The sequence below is a fragment of the Actinokineospora sp. PR83 genome (genome assembly GCF_021056305.1).
In the GTDB taxonomy this organism is placed as follows: Bacteria; Actinomycetota; Actinomycetes; order Mycobacteriales; family Pseudonocardiaceae; genus Actinokineospora; species Actinokineospora spheciospongiae.
The window spans coordinates 1-21,278 of sequence record NZ_JAJCXD010000066.1 but is presented as its reverse complement, the minus strand read 5'-3'; the positions used below and the strand labels follow the sequence as shown (position 1 = coordinate 21,278).

Genomic DNA, 21,278 nt, shown 5'->3' with positions numbered 1-21,278 from the left:
CGAGCCGTCCGCGTCCGGCCGGTGCTTCCCGCACGCGGACGGCTCCACGAGCCACCGCCTGCCCGCGCCGAGGGCGCGCACCGGCCCGACGACCGGGTGCCCGCCGAATCGCACCCGCGGATCGCGGGAGCCACAGCACAGCCCCCGTGGACGGCCGGAACCGCCGCCACGCCGGAAGGCGTGACGGCGGTTCTCGCCGGTGCTGGGCCGTGTCCTCGGAGCCGGGATTTTGTGCGGGTGCCCGAGTGGGTGGATCCGCTTCGCCGGGACCTTGCCGTGTGCTGTCGGCTCAAAGGCCGGGATTTTGTCGCTGGTGCCCGGGTGGGTGGATCTGCTCGGGCGGGGCCCCTACAGCGATCATGCGCCCAGTGTGACCGAGTGGGGCTGAAGAGATGCCCCACAGCCCAAGCAGGCTTGCACATGATCGCTTCCCCCACCCAAGCAGATCCACCCACCCGGGCATGGGCGTAGCCGGGCCGACGGTTTTCGGGGTGGTCGCCAGCTTTGAGGACAGGCCCTCCCTAGGCCAGGCCCAGTTCGTCGTCCAGCAGGCGGAACATGTCGTCGTCGGACACCGCCTCGATGTCGAACCGGTCCTGCTGCTCCTCCTGCTGGTGGCCTGCACCCCAGCGGATGCGGAGGACCTCCAGCCTGCCCGCGATCTGGCGGTGCAGGTGCTCGTCGGCCGGGGTGAGCCCGTCCAGCGCGAGTTCCAGCCGGTCGAGGTCGGCCAGCAGGGCACCCGCACCGGTGGGCGCGTCGGCGAAGAGGCGGGACAGCAGGTGCTCCACGAGGTCCGCCGGGGTCGGGTGGTCGAACAGCAGGGCCGCGGGCAGCCGCAGGCCGAGGTCCGCGCCGAGCCGGTTGCGGAACTCCACCGCGATCAGCGAGTCGAAGCCGAGGTCCTGGAACCGCCGGTCCGGTCGCAGGGCGGCGGCGTCGCCGTGACCGAGCACCGCCGCCGCGTGCGCGCGGATGAGGTCGAGCACCAGCTGCGGCCGGTCGGCCGCCGGGGCGGCGGTCAGGGCCGCGGCGGTCCCACCGGTCGGGGTGGCCGCGGCGGCAGCGCGCCGGACCGGCGTCCGGACGAGTCCCCGCAGCAGCGGGGGGACCTTTCCCCCGGCCCGCACCGCGGCCAGGTCCAGCCGCACCGGCACGCTCGCGGGGCCGCCCAGTGCGGCGTCGAACAGCGCCAGGCCCTCCTCCGCGGACAGCGGGAGCAGACCGGAGCGCCGCATCCGGGTCCGGTCGGACTCGGACAGCCCACCGGTCATCCCGACCTCCTGCTCCCACGGCCCCCAGGCCAGGGCGGCGGCGGGCAGCCCCCGCGCGCGCCGGTGCGCCGCGAGGGCGTCGAGGAAGGCGTTCCCAGCCGCGTAGTTCGCCTGGCCGACCGCGCCGAACACCCCCGCCGCCGAGGAGAACAGCACGAAGTGCTCCACCTCGCCGACGAGTTCGTGCAGGTGCCAGGCCGCGTCCACCTTGGGGCGCAGCACGGCGGCCAGCCGCTGCGGGGTGAGCGCGTCCAGCACGCCGTCGTCCAGCACGCCCGCCGTGTGCACGACCGCGGTGACCGGGTGTTCGGCGTCGACCGAGGCCAGGACCCCGGCCAGGGCGGAGCGCCGGGTGACGTCGCAGGCCACGACGGAGGCCGTGGCGCCCAGCCCGGCCAGTTCCGCCACCAGTTCCGCCACGCCGTCCGCCTTGGGGCCGCGCCTGCTCAGCAGCAGCAGGTGCCGCACCCCGTGCCGGGCGGCCAGGTGCCGGGCCACCAGGGCACCGAGACCACCGGTGCCGCCGGTGATGAGGACCGTGCCGTCGGCGTCCCACGTGGCCGGGGCACCGGGGGGCGCCGCCGCCAGCCGGGCCGCGTACGCCTGCCCGTCGCGCACCACGACCACGGGTTCCCCGGTGACGACGGGGTCGCCGTCGCCCTCGACGTCGACCAGGTGGAAGCGGCCCGGCCGCTCGGCCTGCGCCGACCGGACGAGCCCCCACGCGGCGGCGGCGGCCGGGTCGGCCCCGCTCACCACGCCCCGGGACACGAACACCACCCGGTCCTCGGCGGTGCGCACCTCCGCCAGCGCCGCCGCGGCCAGCTCGTGGGCGGAGGAGACCACGTCGGCGCCGCCCACCAGCGGGACCAGGCGCACCCCGTCGGCGGGGGCGGCGGGCACCGGCGTCGACCACTCCACCCGGTACAGCGCGTCGGCCCCGCCCAGGTGCTCGGCGGCCACGGCCCGCAGGGTGAGGGAGTCCACGCCGAGCACCGGGGTGCCCGCCGGGTCGGTGGCGGTCAGCGACACGACGTCGCCGTCCACCACCAGCCGGGCGCGCAGCGCCGTGGCACCGGATGCCCGCAGCGACACGCCCTCCCAGGAGAAGGGCAGCCTGCTGCTCGCACCGCCCTCGGTCAGCCCGAGGGTGTGCAGCGCGGCGTCGAGCAGGGCGGGGTGCAGGCCGTGTTCGGCGGCCTGCCCGGCCGCCGGGTCGGGCAGCTCGACCTCCGCGAACAGGGTCCCGTCCGTGTCCTGCCACGCCGCGCGCAGGCCCTGGAAGGAGGGGCCGTAGTCGAAGCCGAGTGCGAGCACCCGGTCGTAAAACCCTTCGAGCGGCAGGGATCGCGCGTTCGGCGGCGGCCAGGCCACGGCCTCGACCGCGGTCGCCCCGCCCGCGCCCAGGACTCCGGAGGCGTGCCGGGTCCACGGGCCGTCGTCGCCGTCCGGTCGGGAGAAGACGCCGATCCGGCGGTGGCCCTCCTCGTCCGGCGCGGCCACGGCTACCTGGACGCCGACACCCCCCTGTTCCGGCAGCACCAGCGGCGCGGCGATGGTCAACTCCTCGACGCGGTCCAGCCCCACCTCGTCGCCCGCGCGCAGCGCCAGTTCGACGAAGCCGGTGCCCGGGAACAGGAGCTTGCCGTGCACGGCGTGGTCGGCGAGCCACGGTGTGGTCCGCGCCGACAGCCTGGCGGTCAGCAGGAGCCCGCCGTCGGCCAGTGGGACGACCCCGCTGAGCAGCGGGTGCCCGACGGGGGTGAAGCCGCCGCCCGCGGCCGGAACCGGCTCCGGCCAGAACCGCTCGTGCTGGAAGGCGTAGGTGGGCAGCTCGACCCGGCGGGCGCCGGTGCCCGCGAAGAACGCCGACCAGTCGACGGGAACGCCGTGCGCGTGCAGGGTGGCCACTGCCGCGACGGTCGCTGATTCCTCGTCCCGGTTGCGGCGCAGGGCGGGCACGGCAGTGGCTTCGACGGCTTCCTGGATCATCGCCGTCAGGGTGCCGTCGGGGCCCAGTTCCAGGAAGGTGCGGACACCGGAGTCGACCATCGCCCGCACGCCGTCGGCGAAGCGCACGGTGTCCCGCACGTGCCGGACCCAGTAGTCGGGGTTCGTCGGATCACCCGAAATCAGACCGATGCTCGGCTCGTGGAACTCGATACCCGCGATCGCCGCCGCGAAGTCCTCCAACATCGGGTCCATCAACGGCGAGTGGAACGCGTGCGAAACCGACAGCCGCTTGTACTTCCACCCCCGCTCCCCCGCCGCGTGCGCCACCTGTTCAACAGCCTCGGCCGTGCCCGCGACCACCACCGAAGCGGGCTCGTTCACGGCCGCCAGGGACACGGTGTCCGAGAGCAGTTCGGCGACCTCGGCTTCGCTCGCGGCCACCGCGAGCATGGCGCCGCCTTCCGGCAAGGCGTCCATCAGCTTCGCCCTGGCCCGCACCAGCGTGCACGCGTCCGCCAACGACACCACACCCGCCACGTGCGCGGCCACGACCTCACCCAACGAATGACCCGCCACCACCTCGGGCCGCACACCCCAGGACTCCACCAACCGGAACAACGCCACTTCGAGCGCGAAGAGCGCAGGCTGCGACCACCCGGTCCGGTTCAGGAGCGCCGCGTCCTCACCCCACACCACCTCTCGGACATCCTCGCCCAATTCGGTGATGGCAGCGTCGAACGCCTCGGCGAACACCGGGAACCGGGCGTACAACTCACGCCCCATCCCCAACCGCTGCGAACCCTGACCCGTGAACACGACCCCCAACCGGCCGTCACCGGCCACCGCCTCGGTGACCGAGGCCAGCAGTTCCTCCCGGGTGCGGCCGACGAGCACCGCGCGGTGCTCGAACGCCGATCGGGTCGTGGCCAGGGAGAAGCCCACGTCCAGCGGACGGCCCCCGGTGTCGGCGAGCCGGGACACCTGCTCGCGCACGGCCGCCGCGGTCTTGCCGGACACCAGCCACGGCACCACGACCTCGGTGGGCTCGGGCTCGTCGGCCGCGGGCACGGGGACGGGCAGTTCGAGGATGGTGTGGGCGTTGGTGCCGGAGATGCCGAACGACGACACCGCCGCGCGCCGCGGTCGGTCGGTCGACGGCCAGGCCGTGTTCTCGGTGACCAGGTCCACCGCGCCCGCCGCCCAGTCCACGTGCGTGGACGGCTCGTCGACGTGCAGGGTCCTGGGCACCACACCGTGCCGCATCGCCTGCACCACCTTGATCACACCGGCCACCCCGGCCGCCGCCTGGGCGTGGCCGATGTTGGACTTGATCGAGCCCAGCAACAGCGGGGTCTCCCGATCACGCCCGTAGGTGGCCAGCAGCGCCTGCGCCTCGATCGGGTCACCCAACGTCGTCCCGGTGCCGTGGCCCTCCACCACGTCCACCTCGTGCGGGGACAGCCCGGCACCCGCGAGGGCCTGCCGGATGACCCGCTGCTGCGACGGGCCGTTCGGCGCGGTCAACCCGTTCGACGCACCGTCCTGGTTCACCGCCGAACCCCGCACCACGGCCAGGACCTCGTGCCCGTTGCGCACGGCGTCCGACAACCGCTCCACCACCAGCACCCCGACGCCCTCGGACCAGCCCGCGCCGTCGGCTGCCTCGGCGTAGGACTTGCACCGGCCGTCCACGGACATGCCGCGCTGCCGGGCGAACTCGATGAACAGCGCGGGCGTGGACAGCACGGTGACGCCACCGGCGACGGCCAGGTCGCAGTCGCCGGAGCGCAGCGCCTGGACCGCCCAGTGCAGTGCCACCAGCGACGACGAGCACGCCGTGTCCACGGTGACCGCCGGGCCCTCCAGCCCCAGCGCGTAGGCGACGCGGCCGGAGGCGACGCTCGGCGAGCTGCCGTTGCCCCGGAACCCCTCGAACTCCGCGCCCGGCAGCAGTTCCGCGTAGTCGCTGTGCATGACCCCGGCGAAGACACCGGTGCGACTGCCGCGCAGGGACACCGGGTCGATGCCCGCCCGCTCGAACGCCTCCCAGGACGTCTCCAGCAGCAGGCGCTGCTGGGCGTCGGTGGCCAGCGCCTCGCGCGGGCTCATCCCGAAGAACTCCGCGTCGAACCCGCCCGCGTCCCGCAGGAAGCTGCCGGAGCGGGTGTAGGTCGTGCCCGGGTGGGCCGGGTCGGGGTCGTAGAGCGCGTCGAGGTCCCAGCCGCGGTCGTCGGGGAAGTCGCCGACCGCGTCCACGCCGTCGGCGACCAGCCGCCACAGGTCCTCCGGGGAGGACACCCCGCCCGGGTAGCGGCAGGCCATGCCCACGATCACCACCGGGTCGTCGGTCACCGGCGGCAGCGCGCCCAGCGGGACCGCCGCGCCGGGGTCGGCCCCGAGCAGCTCGCCCAGCAGGTACCGGGCGACCGCGGCCGAGGTCGGGTGGTCGAACACCAGGGTCGCGGGCAGCCGCAGCCCGGTGGTCTCGGCCAGCGCGTTGCGCAGCTTCACGGCGGTCAGCGAGTCCAGGCCCAGTTCCTTGAACGCGCGCTCCGCGGGTACCGAGGCGCCGTCCGGGTGACCGAGCACGGCGGCCACCCGGTCGCGCACCAGGGTCACCACCAGGTCCGCGCGGGCCTGCTCGGGCAGGGCGAGCAGGCGCTGCACGAGGCCGCCGTCCTCGCCCGCGCGGGCGACGCCGCGCCTGCTCCGCGGGCGGACCAGGGCGCTCAGCAGGGCCGCCAGGTCCCCGCCGCCCGCCGCCAGGGTGGCGAGGTCGAGCCGCGCGGGCACGGCCAGGGTGTGCCCGATCGCCGCGTCGAACAGGGCCAGGCCCTCGTCGGTGCGCAGCGGCAGCACCCCGGTGCGGTTGATCTGCTCCAGGTCGCCATCGGACAGCGCGCCGGTCATGCCCTCCCCCGGCTGCCACAGGCCCCAGGCCAGCGACGTCGCGGGCAGGCCGAGTGCGTGGCGGTGCGCGGCGAGGGCGTCGAGGAAGGCGTTGCCCGCCGCGTAGTTGCCCTGGCCCGCCGAGCCGAACACGGACGCGGCCGAGGAGAACAGCACGAAGTGCTCCACCTCGCCCACCAGTTCGTGCAGGTGCCAGGCCGCGTCCACCTTGGGCCGCAGCACACGGTCGACCATGTCCGGGGTGAGCGAGGTGATCAGGCCGTCGTCGAGCACGCCCGCGGTGTGCACGACACCGGTCAGCGGGTGCTCGGTGCCGACGGATTCGACCACGGCCGCGAGCGCGGCGCGGTCGGTGACGTCGCAGGCCACCACCCGCGCGGTCGCACCGCGCCGCGCCAGCCCGGCGACGAGGTCGGCGGCACCGGCCGCCTCGGGGCCGCGGCGGCTGAGCAGCAGCAGGTGCCGGACGCCGTGCTCGACCACGAGGTGCTCGGCCACGGCGCGGCCGAGGTCACCGGTACCGCCGGTGATCAGGACCGTCCCGTCGGGGTTCCACGGCGCGGCGGGCGCGGGCTCGGCCCGGACCAGCCGGGCGGCGAACGCCTGCCCGTCGCGCACCACGACCTGGTGCTCCCCGGTGACGACGGGGTCGCCGTCGCCCTCGACGTCCACGAGCCGGAAGCGGCCGGGGTTCTCGGTCTGGGCGGAGCGGACCAGGCCCCAGGCGGCGGCCGCCGCCGGGTCGGCGCCGCTGAGGGCGCCGCGGGTGACGAACACCAGCGGGGCGTCGGCCTCCCGCACCTGGGCCAGGGCCTCGGTCACCAGCCGGTGCGCCGAGGCGATCACGTCGGTGCCGCCCACCAGCGGCACGATCCGCGCGTCGGCGGGGTCGTCCACGGGCGCGGCGGGGGTCGTCCACTCGACCCGGAACAGCGAGTCGGTGCGGGCGGTGCCGAGCTGCTCGGCGGTCACGGCGCGCAGGTGCAGCGCGCCGACGGAGGCGACGGGCTGACCGGTGCCGTCGGCGATGGCCAGTTCCACACCCGCCTCGACCGACCCGCGCAGGCGAATCCGCGCGGTGGTGGCCCCGGTGGCGTGCAGCGACACACCGTTCCAGACGAACGGCAGCAGTTGCACGCCCTCCTCGACCCCGGGGAGGAACGCGATGGCGTGCAGCGCGGCGTCCAGGAGCGCGGGGTGCAGGCCGAAGGCGGGCGCGTCGCGGACCTGCTCGGGCAGCGCGACCTCGGCGTACACGTCGCCGTCGAACCGCCAGGCCGCCGTCAGGCCCTGGAACACCGGGCCGTAGCCGCGCACGTCGTAGAAGCCGTCCAGGTCGAGCGCGGTCGCCCCGGTGGGCGGCCAGGGCGCCGCGGGCAGCGGGTCGACCTCGGTGGGCGCCGGGGTGAGCACGCCGGTGGCGTGGCGCACCCAGGCCGCGTCGGGGGTCTGCGTATCGCGGGAGTACACCCCGATGTCGGCGCGGCCCCGCTCGTCGGGCGTGGCCACCCTGACCTGCACCGCCACCGCGCCGCTGTCGGGCAGCAGCAGCGGTGCCGAGATGGCCAGTTCGTCGAGGTGCCCGAGACCGGCCTCGTCGCCCGCGCGCAGGGCCAGCTCCACGAACCCGGTGCCGGGGAACAGGACCCGGCCCAGGGCGGTGTGGTCGGCCAGCCAGGGCTGCGCCCGCAGCGACAGCCTGCCGGTGAGCACCAGGCCGCCCCCTTCGGACAGGTCGACGGTGGCGCCGAGCAGCGGGTGCTCGACGCCGACCAGACCCGCGCCGGACACGTCGCCGGTCGTCGTCGGGGCCTGCGGCCAGTAGTGGCGCCGCTGGAAGGCGTAGGTGGGCAGGTCCACGCGCGCACCCTCGGGCAGCAGCGACGCCCAGTCCACCGGGTGGCCGTGCGACCACAACCGGCCCAGCGCCAGGTGCAGCGCGTCCACGCCGCCGTTGTCGCGGCGGGTGGAGCCGGTCGCGACGACCTCGACGCCCACGGCTTCGGCGGTGGCCTCCACCGCGGCGGTCAGCACGGGGTGCGGGCCGACCTCCAGGAAGGTGGTGTGCCCCTGCGCCAGCAGCGCGCGGACTTCCCGCTCGAACAGCACCGTCTCCCGCAGGCTGCGGTACCAGTAGTCGGCGTCGGCCAGACCCGGACGCCCGCTGGCCACTGTGGACGGGAACGGCACCTCGGGTTCGCGCGGTCGCACGGGGGCCAGCACGTCCAGCAGTTGTTCCCGCAGGGCTTCGACCTCAGCCGAGTGCGACCCGTAGTCCACCGCGATCCGCCGCACCCACACACCCTCGGCCTCAGCACGAGCCACGAACGCGTCCAACTCCGACGCCGCACCTGCCACCACGACCGAACCGGGACCGTTGACGGCGGCGATCTGACCACCGAGTTCGACGACGCGCTCGGGGGTGGCCGCGACCGAGGCCATCCCGCCCGTGCCCGCCAGCACACCCGCGATCAGCGCGCTGCGCGCCGCGACCACGAGCGCGCCGTCCTCGATCGACAGGGCGCCGGACACCACCGCGGCGGCGATCTCACCCTGCGAGTGACCCACCACCGCCGACGGCTCGATGCCCCACGACCGCCACAGACCGGCCAGCGACACCATCACCGCCCACAGCGCGGGCTGCACCACCTCCACCCTGGTCAGGGCCTCGTCGTCGTCCAGGACCTCCATCAGGTCCCAGTCGACGTGCGGTGCCAGTGCCGCGGCGCACCGCTGGAGCAGTTCGGTGAACACCGGCGACGAGGCGGCCAGGTCCCGACCCATGCCGACCCACTGGCCCCCCTGCCCCGGGAACACGAACACCGGTCCCCGCGCGGACGACCCGGCCGGGGAGGTCGAGCCGGTCACCGCGCCGTCGTCGTCGGAGCCCGCGGCGACCGCGGCCAACGCCCGCCGCAGCGCGTCGGCGTCCCGGCCGGTCACCACGGCCCGGTGCTCGAACACCGCCCGGGTGCGGATCAGCGCCGACGCCACGTCGACCGGAGCGGCGTCCACCGCCGCCAACCGCTCGGCCTGGGCCCGCAGCGCCTGCGGTGTGCGGGCCGAGAACACCCACGGCACGACCGCAGACCGGTCGGGCTCCACCGCCACGACCGGCTCGGTCGGGCTCTCCAGGATCACGTGCGCGTTGGTGCCGCTGATCCCGAACGAGGAGACACCGGCGCGGCGCGGCCGGTCGACCGCGGGCCACGCCGTGGTCTCGGTGGCCAGTTCGACGCTGCCCACCGTCCAGTCCACGTGCGTGGACGGCTGGTCCACGTGCAGGGTCCTGGGCACCACACCGTGCCGCATCGCCTGCACCACCTTGATCACACCAGCCACCCCGGCCGCCGCCTGCGAGTGCCCGATGTTCGACTTGATCGAGCCCAACAGCAGCGGGGTCTCCCGGTCGCGCCCGTAGGTCGCCAGCAGCGCCTGCGCCTCGATCGGGTCACCCAGCGTCGTCCCGGTGCCGTGGCCCTCCACGACGTCGACGTCGCGCGGGGACAACCCCGCCCCCGCCAGCGCCTGGCGGATCACGCGTTGCTGCGACGGGCCGTTCGGCGCGGTCAACCCGTTCGACGCACCGTCCTGGTTCACCGCCGAACCCCGCAGGACCGCCAACACCTGGTGCCCGTTGCGACGCGCGTCCGACAACCGCTCCAGCACCAGCACACCGACACCCTCGGACCAGCCGACGCCGTCAGCGGCCTCCGCGTACGGCTTGCAGGAGCCGTCCACCGACATGCCGCGCTGCCGGGAGAAGTCGACGAACGTCTTCGGGGTCGACATGACCGTCACACCACCGGCCAGCGCCAGTTCGCAGTCGCCGGACCGCAGCGCCTGCGCCGCCCAGTGCACCGCCACCAGCGACGACGAGCACGCCGTGTCCACCGTGACCGCCGGGCCCTCGAAGCCCAGCGAGTACGCCACCCGGCCGGAGGCGACGCTCGGCGAGCTGCCGTTGCCGCGGTACCCCTCGAACTCGGGGGTGTTGAGCAGGTCCGCGTAGTCGCTGTACATGACGCCCGCGAACACGCCGGTGCGGCTGCCGCGCAGCGACACCGGGTCGATCCCGGCCCGCTCCACGGCCTCCCACGAGGTCTCCAGCAGCAGGCGCTGCTGCGAGTCCGTGGCCAGCGCCTCGGCCGGGCTCATCCCGAAGAACTCCGCGTCGAACTCGCCCGCCCCGTGCAGGAAGTGCGCGTCGCGGACGTAGGAGGTGCCCAGGTGGTCGGAGTCCGGGTCGTAGAGGGCCTCCACGTCCCAGCCGCGGTTGTCCGGGAACCCGGACACGGCGTCGACCTCATCGGTGACCAGCCGCCACAGGTCCTCCGGGGAGGACACGCCACCCGGGTACCGGCAGGCCATGCCCACGATCACGATCGGGTCGTCGGCCAGCGGCGGCAGTGCCCGCGCGGGCACGGCCTCGTCCGGTTCGGCGGTGCCGATCAGCTCGCCCAGCAGGTGCTCGGCGAGGGCGAGGGAGGTCGGGTAGTCGAACACGAGGGTCGCGGGCAGCCGCAGCCCGGTCGCCGTGGACAGGCCGTTGCGCAGTTCCACCGCGGTCAGCGAGTCGAGGCCGAGTTCCTGGAACGTGCGCGCCGGGTCCACCGTCGAGCCGTCCGCGTGGCCCAGCACCACCGCGACCCGACCGCGCACCAGGTCCAGCAGCAGTTCGGTGCGCTCGACCGCCGACAGCGCCGCCAGGGTGCGGGCCAACCCGCCCGCCGCCTCCGCCGCGCGCGCCGCCACCCGGCGGCCCCGCGTCCGCACCAGGCCGCGCAGCACCGCGGGCACGTCGCCGCGCGCCCGCAGGGCCGCCGGGTCCAGCAGTACCGGTGCGACCACGGCCTCGTCGGACACGGACACGGCCGCGTCGAACAGCCGCATGCCCTGCTCCAGCGACAGCGGTGGCAGGCCGTCGCGGGCGATGCGGGCCCGGTCGGCGGCGGTGAGCCCGGCGGTCATGCCGGTCTCGGCCGTCCAGGCGCCCCACGCGAGCGCCAGACCGGGCAGCCCGGCCGCCCGCCGGTGAGCGGCGAGGGCGTCAAGGAAGGCGTTGCCCGCCGCGTAGTTGCCCTGGCCCGCCGAGCCGAGGGTGGCCGCGACCGAGGAGAACACCACGAACGCGTCGAGGTCGGCGGTCAGCTCGTGCAGGTGCCAGGCGGCGTCGACCTTCACCCGCAGCACGGTGTCGACGTGCTCGGGGGTCAGCGAGTCGATGACGCCATCGGCCAGCACCCCGGCCGAGTGCACCACGACCCGCACCGGGTGCTCGGCGGGCACCGCCGCCAGCACCGCGGCGAGCGCGTCCCGGTCGGCCACGTCGCAGGAGCGCACGGTCGCGGTCGCACCGGCCGCGGCCAGGTCGGCCACCAGGTCGGCGACCCCCTCGGTCCGCTCGCCGCGACGGCTGAGCAGCAGCAGGTGCCGCGCGCCGCGCTCGGTGGCGAGGTGGCGGGCCAGCGCAGCGCCCAGCCCGGCGGTGCCGCCGGTGATCAGGACGGTGGCCTCCGGGTCCCAGCCCGCGGTGGCCGCGGGCGCGGGGAGGCGGACCAGCCGGGCGGCCGTGGCCTCGCCGTCGCGCACGCGCACCTGCGGTTCGTCGGTGCCCAGCACGACGCCCAGGGGCAGCGGCCCGGCGTCCGCGTCAACCAGCAGGAACCGCCCGGGGTACTCCGTCTGGGCGGTCCGCACGAGCCCCCACGGACCGGCCGTGGCCAGGTCCGTGCCCGCCGCGCCGTCCACGACGAACACCAGTCGCGCCCCGGCGGGCGCCTCGGTCGCCAGCCACTGCTGGAGCAGGCCGAGGACGTGGTTGGTGAGGGCGTGGGTGTCGGCGATCACGTCACCGGCGGCCGTCAGCGGCACCACGACGGCGTCAGGTGCGCCGTCGACCGAGGCGAGGTCGGCCGCTGTCGCGACCGTGGCACCACCCGCGCGCAGCCGCTCCGCGACACCGCGCGGGTCGGCCCCGACGACGGTGACCGCGACCGCCGCGGCGGTGGCGCGCACCGGCGTCGACCAGTCGAGCCGGTACAGCGCGTCTACTGCGGCATCGGCGCCCGCCACCTGGTCGGCGGTGACCTCGCGGAACACCAGTGAGTCGACCGTGGCGACGAGGGTGCCCGCGGCGTCCAAGACCGTGACGGCAACGCCGTCGGTCTCGTTGCCGGTGAGCACCACCCGCACCGCGGACGCCGCGGCGGCGTGCAGGGTCACGCCCTCCCAGGAGAACGGCAGCACGCTCCGGTCGGCGGGCTGGGTCAGCGTCGCGGTGTGCAGGACGGCGTCGAAGAGGGCGGGGTGCAGGCCGTAGGCGGCGGCCTGCCCGGTGGCGTGCTCGGGCAGGGCGACCTCGGCGAACACCTCGTCGCCGCGCCGCCACGCCGCCGCGAGGCCGCGGAACACCGGGCCGTAGCCGAAGCCCAGGTCCGCCAGCCGCTCGTAGAAGCCGTCCAGCGGCACGGGTTCCGCGCCGGGGGGCGGCCAGGTCCCGAGGTCGGCGGGGGCGGTGGGCGCGGCGGCGGCGAGGGCGCCGAACGCGTGCTGCGTCCACGGGCCGTCGACGCCCTCGGGGCGGGAGAACACGCCGAGGCGGCGGTGGCCACGCTCGTCAGCCTCCTCGACCCGCACCTGGACGTGCACCGCACCCGCCTCGGGGAGGACCAGCGGGACGGCGAGGGTCAGCTCGTCGAGGCGGTCGAGGCCAACCTCGTCGGCGGCGCGCAGCGCCAGCTCCACGAAACCGGTCCCCGGGAACAGGATGCTGCCGTGCACGACGTGGTCGGCCAGCCACGGCACCGACCGGGCGGACAGCCTGCCGGTGAGCACCGCGTCCCCTCCCCCGGCCAGCTCGACGGCGGCGCCGAGCAGCGGGTGGGTCACCGAGGCCAGGCCCGCGCCGGACACGTTCCCGGTGGCGCCGGTCCGCTCGGGCCAGAAGCGCCGGTGCCGGAAGGCGTAGGTGGGCAGCTCGACCCGCCGCGCGCCGAGCCCGGCGAAGAACACCGACCAGTCGACGGGGACACCGTGCGCGTGCAGGGTGGCCACCGCCGCGACGGCCGCCGACTCCTCGTCCCGGTCGCGGCGCAGCGCGGGCACGGCGACGACCTCGGCAGTGTCCTGCGCCATCGCCGACAGCGTGCCGTCCGGCCCGAGTTCCAGGAAGGTGCGGACACCGGAGTCGACCATCGCGGTGACCGCGTCGGCGAAGCGCACCGCTTCCCGCACGTGCCGAACCCAATACTCCGGGTTCGTCGGATCACCCGAGATCAAACCGATGCTCGGCTCGTGGAACTCGATACCCGCGATCGCCGCCGCGAAGTCCTCCAACATCGGGTCCATCAACGGCGAGTGGAACGCGTGCGAGACCGACAGCCGCTTGTGCTTCCACCCCCGCTCCACCGCGACACCGGCGACGCGCTCGACCTCGGCGGCCACCCCGGAGACCACGACCGAGTTCGGACCGTTCACCGCCGCCAGCGACACCCCGCCGGTCACCAGGTCCGCGACCTCGGACTCCGGCGCCGACACCGCGAGCATCGCGCCGCCTCCCGGCAGCACCTCCATGAGACCCGCCCGGGCGCGCACCAGCGTGCACGCGTCCGCCAACGACACCACACCCGCCACGTGCGCGGCCACGACCTCACCCAACGAATGACCCGCCACCACCTCGGGCCGCACACCCCAAGACTCCACCAACCGGAACAACGCCACTTCCAGCGCGAACAACGCAGGCTGCGACCAGCCAGTCCGGTTCAGGACCGCTACGTCCTCACCCCACACCACATCGCGAACATCCTCGCCCAACTCGGCAATCACAGCGTCGAACGCCTCGGCGAACACCGGGAACCGGGCGTACAACTCACGCCCCATCCCCAACCGCTGCGACCCCTGACCCGTGAACACGACCCCCAACCGGCCATCACCGGCCACCGCCTCGGACACGGCGGTGCGCAACTCGTCCCGCGTTCGACCGACGTGGACCACGCGGTGCTCGAACGCCGAGCGCAGCGTCAGCGAGTGGGCCACGTCCAGCGGCCGGGCGTCGAGGTCGGCGAGCCGGGCGGCCTGCGCGCGGGCGGCCTCGGCCGTCTTCGCCGACACCACCCACGGGACCACCACCTCCACCGGCGCGTCGGTCTCGGGTTCCCCGGTGGTCGGGGCCTGTTCCAGCACCACGTGCGCGTTGGTGCCGGAGATGCCGAAGGACGAGACCGCGCCGCGCCGCGGTCGGTCGACCGGCGGCCAGTCCGCGTTCTCGGTGAGCAGCTCGACGGTGCCCGCCGACCAGTCGATGTGCGAGGACGGCTCGGTGACGTGCAGCGTCCTGGGCACCAGGCCGTGCCGCATCGCCAGGACCATCTTGATCACGCCCGCGACCCCGGCCGCCGCCTGCGTGTGGCCCAGGTTGGACTTGCCCGCGCTGAGCAGCAGCGGCGTCTCCCGGTCGCGCCCGTACGTGGCGAACAGGGCCTGCGCCTCGATCGGGTCGCCCAGCCTGGTGCCGGTGCCGTGCGCCTCCACCGCGTCCACATCGGACGCTCCCAGCCCGGCGCTCGCCAGCGCCGCCCGGATCACCCGCTGCTGCGACGGGCCGTTGGGGGCCGTGAGCCCGTTGGACGCCCCGTCCTGGTTCACCGCCGAACCCCGCACCACGGCCAGCACCCGGTGACCGTTGCGCTGGGCGTCCGACAGCCGTTCCAGCACCAGCATGCCGACGCCCTCGGACCAGCCCGTGCCGTCGGCGCCCTCACCGAACGCCTTGCACCGGCCGTCGGAGGAGAGCACGCCCTGCGCGGAGAACTCCACGAACACACCCGGGGTCGACATGACCGTCACACCGCCCGCGAGCGCCAGCGAGCACTCCCCGCCGCGCAGCGCCTGCGCGGCCAGGTGCAGCGTCACCAGCGACGACGAGCACGCCGTGTCCACGGTGACCGCGGGACCCTCCAGGCCCAGCGTGTAGGACACGCGGCCGGACATCACGCTCGCGGTGTTGCCGATGGCGACGTGGCCCTGGCTGTAGGCGTCGGTGCCCGCGAGGGCGTCGGGGTAGTCCTGCCCGTTCGTGCCGACGAACACCCCGGACCGGCTGCCGCGCAGCGACACCGGGTCGATGCCCGCCCGCTCCAGCGCCTCCCACGACAGCTCCAGCAGCAGCCGCTGCTGCGGGTCCATCGACAGGGCCTCGCGCGGGGACACCTCGAAGAAGTCGGCGTCGAACCCGGCGACGTCGGTCAGGAACCCGCCGACCCGGGTGAAGTCCGCGGTCAGGCCGTCGACGTCCCAGCCGCGGTCGGTGGGGAAGGCGCCGACGACGTCGCGGCCCTCGACCAGCAGCCGCCACAGGTCCTCCGGCGAGTCGATGCCGCCGGGGAAGCGGCACGCCATGCCGACGACGGCGATCGGGTCGTCGGCGGAGCCCGCCGGGGCGGCGACCACCTCGGCGGCGGGCAGGTCGCCGAGCACCTCGCCGAGCAGGTGCTCGGCGAGTGCGACCGGGGTCGGGTGGTCGAACGCCAGCGTCGCGGGCAGGCGCAGGTCGGTGGCCGCGACGATCCGGTTGCGGAGCTGGACCGCGGTCAGCGAGTCGAAGCCGAGCCTGCGGAACTCGCGGGACGGTTCGATGCCCTCGACCGAACCGTGGCCGAGCACCGCCGCGGCCTCGGTCCGCACGAGGTCGACCAGTACGGGCACCCGCTCACCGGCGGGGAGCGCCGCCAGCCGCGCGGCCAACGCGCCACCGCCCGAGCGGGCCCCGGACGCGGCACCGCGGCGGGCCTTGGCGCGGACCAGGCCGCGCAGCAGGGCGGGCACCTCCACCGCGTCGCGCACCGCGGCCAGGTCTAGGCGCGCGGGCACGCTGGCGGTGTGCCCGGCGGCCGCGTCGAACAGGGCCAGGCCCTGCTCCGCCGACAGTGCCCGCAGCCCCCACCGGCCCATCCGGTCGAGGTCGACCGCGGACAGGGCGCCGGTCATGCCCGCGCCCGGCTCCCACAGGCCCCAGGCCATGGCCGAGGCCGGGAGGCCGCGGGCGGCGCGGTGCGCGGCGAGGCCGTCGAGGAACGCATTGCCCGCGGCGTAGTTGCCCTGCCCCGGCGCGCCCACGGTGCCCGCGACGGAGGAGCAGAGGACGAACCGGTCCAGGTCCGCGGTCAGCTCGTGCAGGTGCCAGGCCGCGTCGACCTTCACCGCCATGACCCGGCGGAGGCGTTCGGGGGTGAGGGAGTCCACCACGCCGTCGTCGATCGCCCCGGCGGCGTGCACCACGCCGCGCAGCGGGTGCTCGGCGGGCACCGCCGCCAGCGCGGCGGCCAGGGCCGTCCGGTCGGCGACGTCGCAGGCCAGGACGGTCGCGGTCGCGCCCGCGGCGGCCAGGTCGGCCACCAGCCCGGCGGCGCCCTCGGCGGCGGGCCCGCGCCTGCTGAGCAGCAGCAGGTGCCGCACCCCGTGCTCGGCGACCAGGTGGCGGGCGAAGAGGCTGCCCAGGTCACCGAGGGCGCCGGTGATCAGCACCGTGCCGTCGGGGTCCCACGGCGTGGCCGCCGCGGCCTCGGACCGCACCAGCCGCGCCGCGTACGCCTTGCCGTCGCGCACGACGACCTGCGGTTCGTCGGTGATCACCGGGTCGCCGTCGCCCTCGACGTCCACCAGCCGGAAGCGGCCCGGGTTCTCCGTCTGCGCGGACCGCACCAGGCCCCACACGGCCGCGGCGGCCGGGTCGGCGCCGCTGACTGCCCCGCGGGTGACGAACACCAGCCGGGAGTCGCTGTGCTGCACCAGGTCCAGCGCTCGCGCCGCCAGCGCGTGGGCGGATGCCACGACGTCGGCGCCGCCGACCAGGGGCACCACCGTGACGTCCTGGTCGTCCGACGCCGCCACCGGGGTCGTCCACTCGACCCGGAACAGCGACTCGATCCCCGCCGCCGCGCCGACCTGCTCGGCCGTCGCGGTCCGCAGCCGCACCCCGGCGACCGTGGCGACGGGTTGACCGGCGCCGTCGGCGACCGCGAGGTCCACGCCCGCCGACGCCGAGCCGCGCAGTCGCACCCGCACCGCGGTGGCCCCGGTCGCGTGGCAGGACACACCGCTCCACCCGACCGGCAGCAGCCGGGCGCCGGGGTCGGTGCCGTCGAGGAACGCGGTGGCGTGCAGCGCGGCGTCGAGCAGGGCGGGGTGGAGGGTGAACGCCTCGACGTCGCGCACGCCCTCGGGCAGCGCGACCTCGGCGAAGACATCCGCACCCGCGCGCCACGCCGCGACCAGGCCCCGGAACACCGGGCCGTAGCCGGTGCCGTCGTAGAAGCCGTCCACGTCGAGCGGAACCGCCCCGGCGGGCGGCCACACCTCCGCGAAACCCGCGTCCGCCTCGACCGCCACCGGGGTGAGGACACCCGCGGCGTGCCGGACCCACGGTTCGCCGTGCGCGTCGGCGTCGCGGGCGGAGATCGCGACCTCCGCGCGCCCCGCCTCGTCGGGGTCGGAAACCCGGACCTGCACCGCGACCGCGCCCGTTGAGGGGAGCACGAGCGGAGCGGTCAGAGTCAGGTCGTCGAGGTGGCCGAGACCCGCCTCGTCCCCGGCGCGCAACGCCAACTCCACGAAAGCCGCGCCGGGGAACAGCACCTGACCGAACGCGGTGTGGTCGGCCAGCCACGGCTGAGCGCGCAGCGACAGGCGGCCGGTCAGCAGCACACCACCGCCGTCGGACAACTCGACGGCGGCGCCGAGCAGCGGGTGGCCGACGGAGGCCAGTCCGGCACCGGAGACGTCACCCGCCGCGGTGGCCGACTCCGGCCAGTAGGTGTCGTGCTGGAAGGCGTAGGTCGGCAGGTCGACCTGCCGCGCCCCCGCCAGGAACCGCCGCCAGTCGACGGCGACCCCGTTCGCCCAGAGCCGCCCCAGCGCCAGGTGCAGCACGTCCAGGCCGCCGCGGTGGCGCCGCGTCGACCCGGTGGCGACGACCCGCGCCCCGGCGGACTCGGCGGTCCGCTCGACGGCGCCGGTCAGCCCCGGGTGCGGTGCGACCTCCAGGAACACCGCGTGCCCCTGGGCCAGCAGGTCCCGGGTGGTGCGCTCGAACTCGACGGTCTCCCGCAGGTTCCGGTACCAGTACTCGGCGTCGGCCAGGCCCGGCCTGCCCGCCGCGACGGTCGACGAGAAAGGCAACTCCGGTTCGCGCGGCCGGATGGGCGCCAGCACCCGCAGCAACCGTTCGCGGAGGGTTTCCACCTGCGCCGAGTGCGAGGCGTAGTCCACGGCGATGCGCCGCACCCACACGCCCTCGGCCTCGGCCCTGGCCAGGAATGCCTCCAGCTCGGTGACCTCGCCCGCCACCACGACCGAACCGGGGCCGTTGACCGCGGCGACCTCACCGCCCAGTTCGGCGACGCGCTCCGGCAGCGCGGACACCGACGCCATGCCACCCGTCCCGGCCAGCTCGGACGCGATCAGCGCGCTGCGCGCCGTCACGACCAGCGCACCGTCCTCCAGCGACAACGCCCCGGCAACCACCGCCGCGGCGATCTCACCCTGCGAGTGGCCGACCACCGCCGACGGTTCGATGCCCCACGACCGCCACAACCGAGCCAGCGACACCATCACCGCCCACAGCGCGGGCTGCACGATCTCCACCCGGGACAGCGCGTCCGCGTCCCCGAGCACGTCCGACAGCTCCCAGTCGACGTGCGGCGCCAACGCCCGCGCACACTCGTCGAGGAACCCGGCGAACGCCGGGCACGACTCCACCAGCTCCTGGGCCATGCCCACCCACTGGCTGCCCTGCCCGGGGAACACGAACACCGGGCCCGGCGACGAGGCCACCTCGGTGGCGACCGAACCGGTCACCGCGCCGTCGTCCTCCGCGCCCTCGGCCACCGCGGCCAACGCGCGCCGCACCGCCGCGTCGTCAGCACCGGAGACGACCGCGCGGTGGTCGAACGCGGCGCGCGTCGTGACCAGGGAAAACCCGATGTCGAGCCGCGGTGCACCGGAGTCGGCCGCGAGCAGCCGGGCGGCCTGAGCGCGCAGCGCCGCCGGGGTCCGCCCGGACAGCACCCACGGCACCGCCGCCGGTTCGGGTGCGGGCTCGGCGGCGGGTTCGGGCTCCGGCACACCCTCCAGGACCACGTGCGCGTTCGTGCCGCTGATGCCGAAGGACGACACCGCCGCCCGCCGGGGCCGGTCGACCGCGGGCCAGTCCACGGCTTCGGTGAGCAGTTCCACCGCGCCCGCCGTCCAGTCCACGTGCGTGGACGGCTCGTCCACGTGCAGCGTCCTGGGCACCACACCGTGCCGCATCGCCAGGACCATCTTGATCACACCGGCCACCCCGGCCGCCGCCTGCGAGTGCCCGATGTTCGACTTGACCGACCCCAGCAGCAGCGGCTGTTCGCGGTCCTGCCCGTAGGTGGCGAGCAGGGCCTGCGCCTCGATCGGGTCACCCAGGGTGGTGCCCGTGCCGTGCGCCTCCACGACGTCGACGTCGAGCGGCGTCAGCTCCCCGGCGGCCAGCGCCTGGCGGATCACGCGCTGCTGCGCCGGACCGTTCGGCGCGGTCAACCCGTTCGACGCACCGTCCTGGTTCACCGCCGAGCTCCGCACCACCGCCAGCACCCGGTGCCCGTTGCGCTGGGCGTCCGACAGCCGCTCCAGCACCAGCACACCGACGCCCTCGGACCAGCCCGCACCGTCGGCGGCCTCGGAGAACGACTTGCACCGGCCGTCGGCGGCCATGCCCCGCTGCCGGGAGAACTCCACGAACGTGTTCGGCGTGGACATGACCGTCACGCCACCGGCCAGGGCGAGCGAGCACTCCCCCGCGCGCAGCGCCTGCGCGGCCAGGTGCAGCGACACCAGCGACGACGAGCACGCCGTGTCCACCGTGACCGCGGGACCCTCGAAGCCCAGCGAGTACGCCACCCGGCCGGAGGCGACGCTGGCGGAGCTGCCGCTGATGCGGAAGCCCTCGTACTCGGCGTCGCCCAGCAGGTCCGCGTAGTCGCCGTACATGACCCCGGCGAAGACACCGGTGCGGCTGCCCCGCAGCGAGTGCGGGTCCAGGCCCGCGCGCTCCAGCGCCTCCCACGACGTCTCCAGCAGCAGGCGCTGCTGGGCGTCGGTGGCCAGCGCCTCGCGCGGGCTCATCCCGAAGAACTCGGGGTCGAACTCGCCCGCGTCGTGCAGGAAGCCGCCGGAGCGCGCGTAGGACGTGCCGGGGTGGTCGGGATCGGGGTCGTAGAGCGCGTCGAGGTCCCAGCCGCGGTTGTCGGGGAACCCGGAGATGGCGTCGACGCCGTCGGCGACCACCCGCCACAGGTCCTCCGGGGAGGACACGCCGCCCGGGTAGCGGCACGCCATGCCGACGATCGCGATCGGCTCGCGGCCCTTGCGCTCCAGCTCCTCGACGCGCTGGCGAGCGGCGCGGAGGTCGACTGTGACGCGCCGCAGGTAGTCGACGACCTTGTCCTGCTGCTCATCCATCGCAGCGTTCCTTTCCAAGACAGCGGGATCGGGGGGCGGTCAGTCCCGGGAGGCGCCCAGCTCCTGGTCGATGATCGTGAACAGCTCGTCGATGGCCACCGAGTTGATCTCCTCGGTGGTGGCCTGGCCGGTGTCGGCCGGGGCCGCCGCCTGCCGCAGCCGCCTGCTGATCCGCTCCAGCCGTTCGGCCAGGTCGGCGTGGTCGGCCGAGCCGTTCGCGGCCGCGATGGCCGCCTCCAACCGGGCCAGCTCGGCCAGGGGCGACCCGGTCGCGGCGCTCGGCGCGGCCGGGGCCAGTTCGCCGACGAGGTAGGCCGCCACCTGGGCGGGGGTCGGGTAGTCGAACAGCAGCGTGGCGGGCAGCCTGCGGCCGGTGACCGCGTTGAGGCGGTTGCGCAGTTCCACGCTGGTCAGCGAGTCGAAGCCGAACTGCCGGAAGTGGCGGGACGGGTCGATCGAGGCGGCCGAGCCGTGCCCGAGGACCGCGGCGGCCTCCCCCTGCACGGCGCCGAGCACCAGGCGCAGGCGGTCGTCGGGCGCCACACCGGCCAGCCGCGCGGACAGCGGGGCCGTTCCCGCGCCCGCGGCGGGTGCGGCGGCGCGGCGACCGCCGACCAGGCCGCGCAGGACCGGGGGCACCTCGGCCCGCGC

At 75.4% G+C, this 21,278-nt stretch carries 1 protein-coding gene and 1 pseudogene; both read right to left on the bottom strand.

Features of this window, described 5'->3' with window-relative positions:
• Positions 1-521: 521 nt before the first annotated feature.
• Positions 522-20,606, bottom strand: a pseudogene (locus tag L6E12_RS35140) (SDR family NAD(P)-dependent oxidoreductase); the annotation flags it as partial.
• 60 nt (positions 20,607-20,666) lie between these two features.
• Positions 20,667-21,278, bottom strand: a 612-nt coding sequence (locus L6E12_RS22285) for an acyl carrier protein (protein ID WP_236229870.1), incomplete at its 5' end; no start/stop codon positions are given.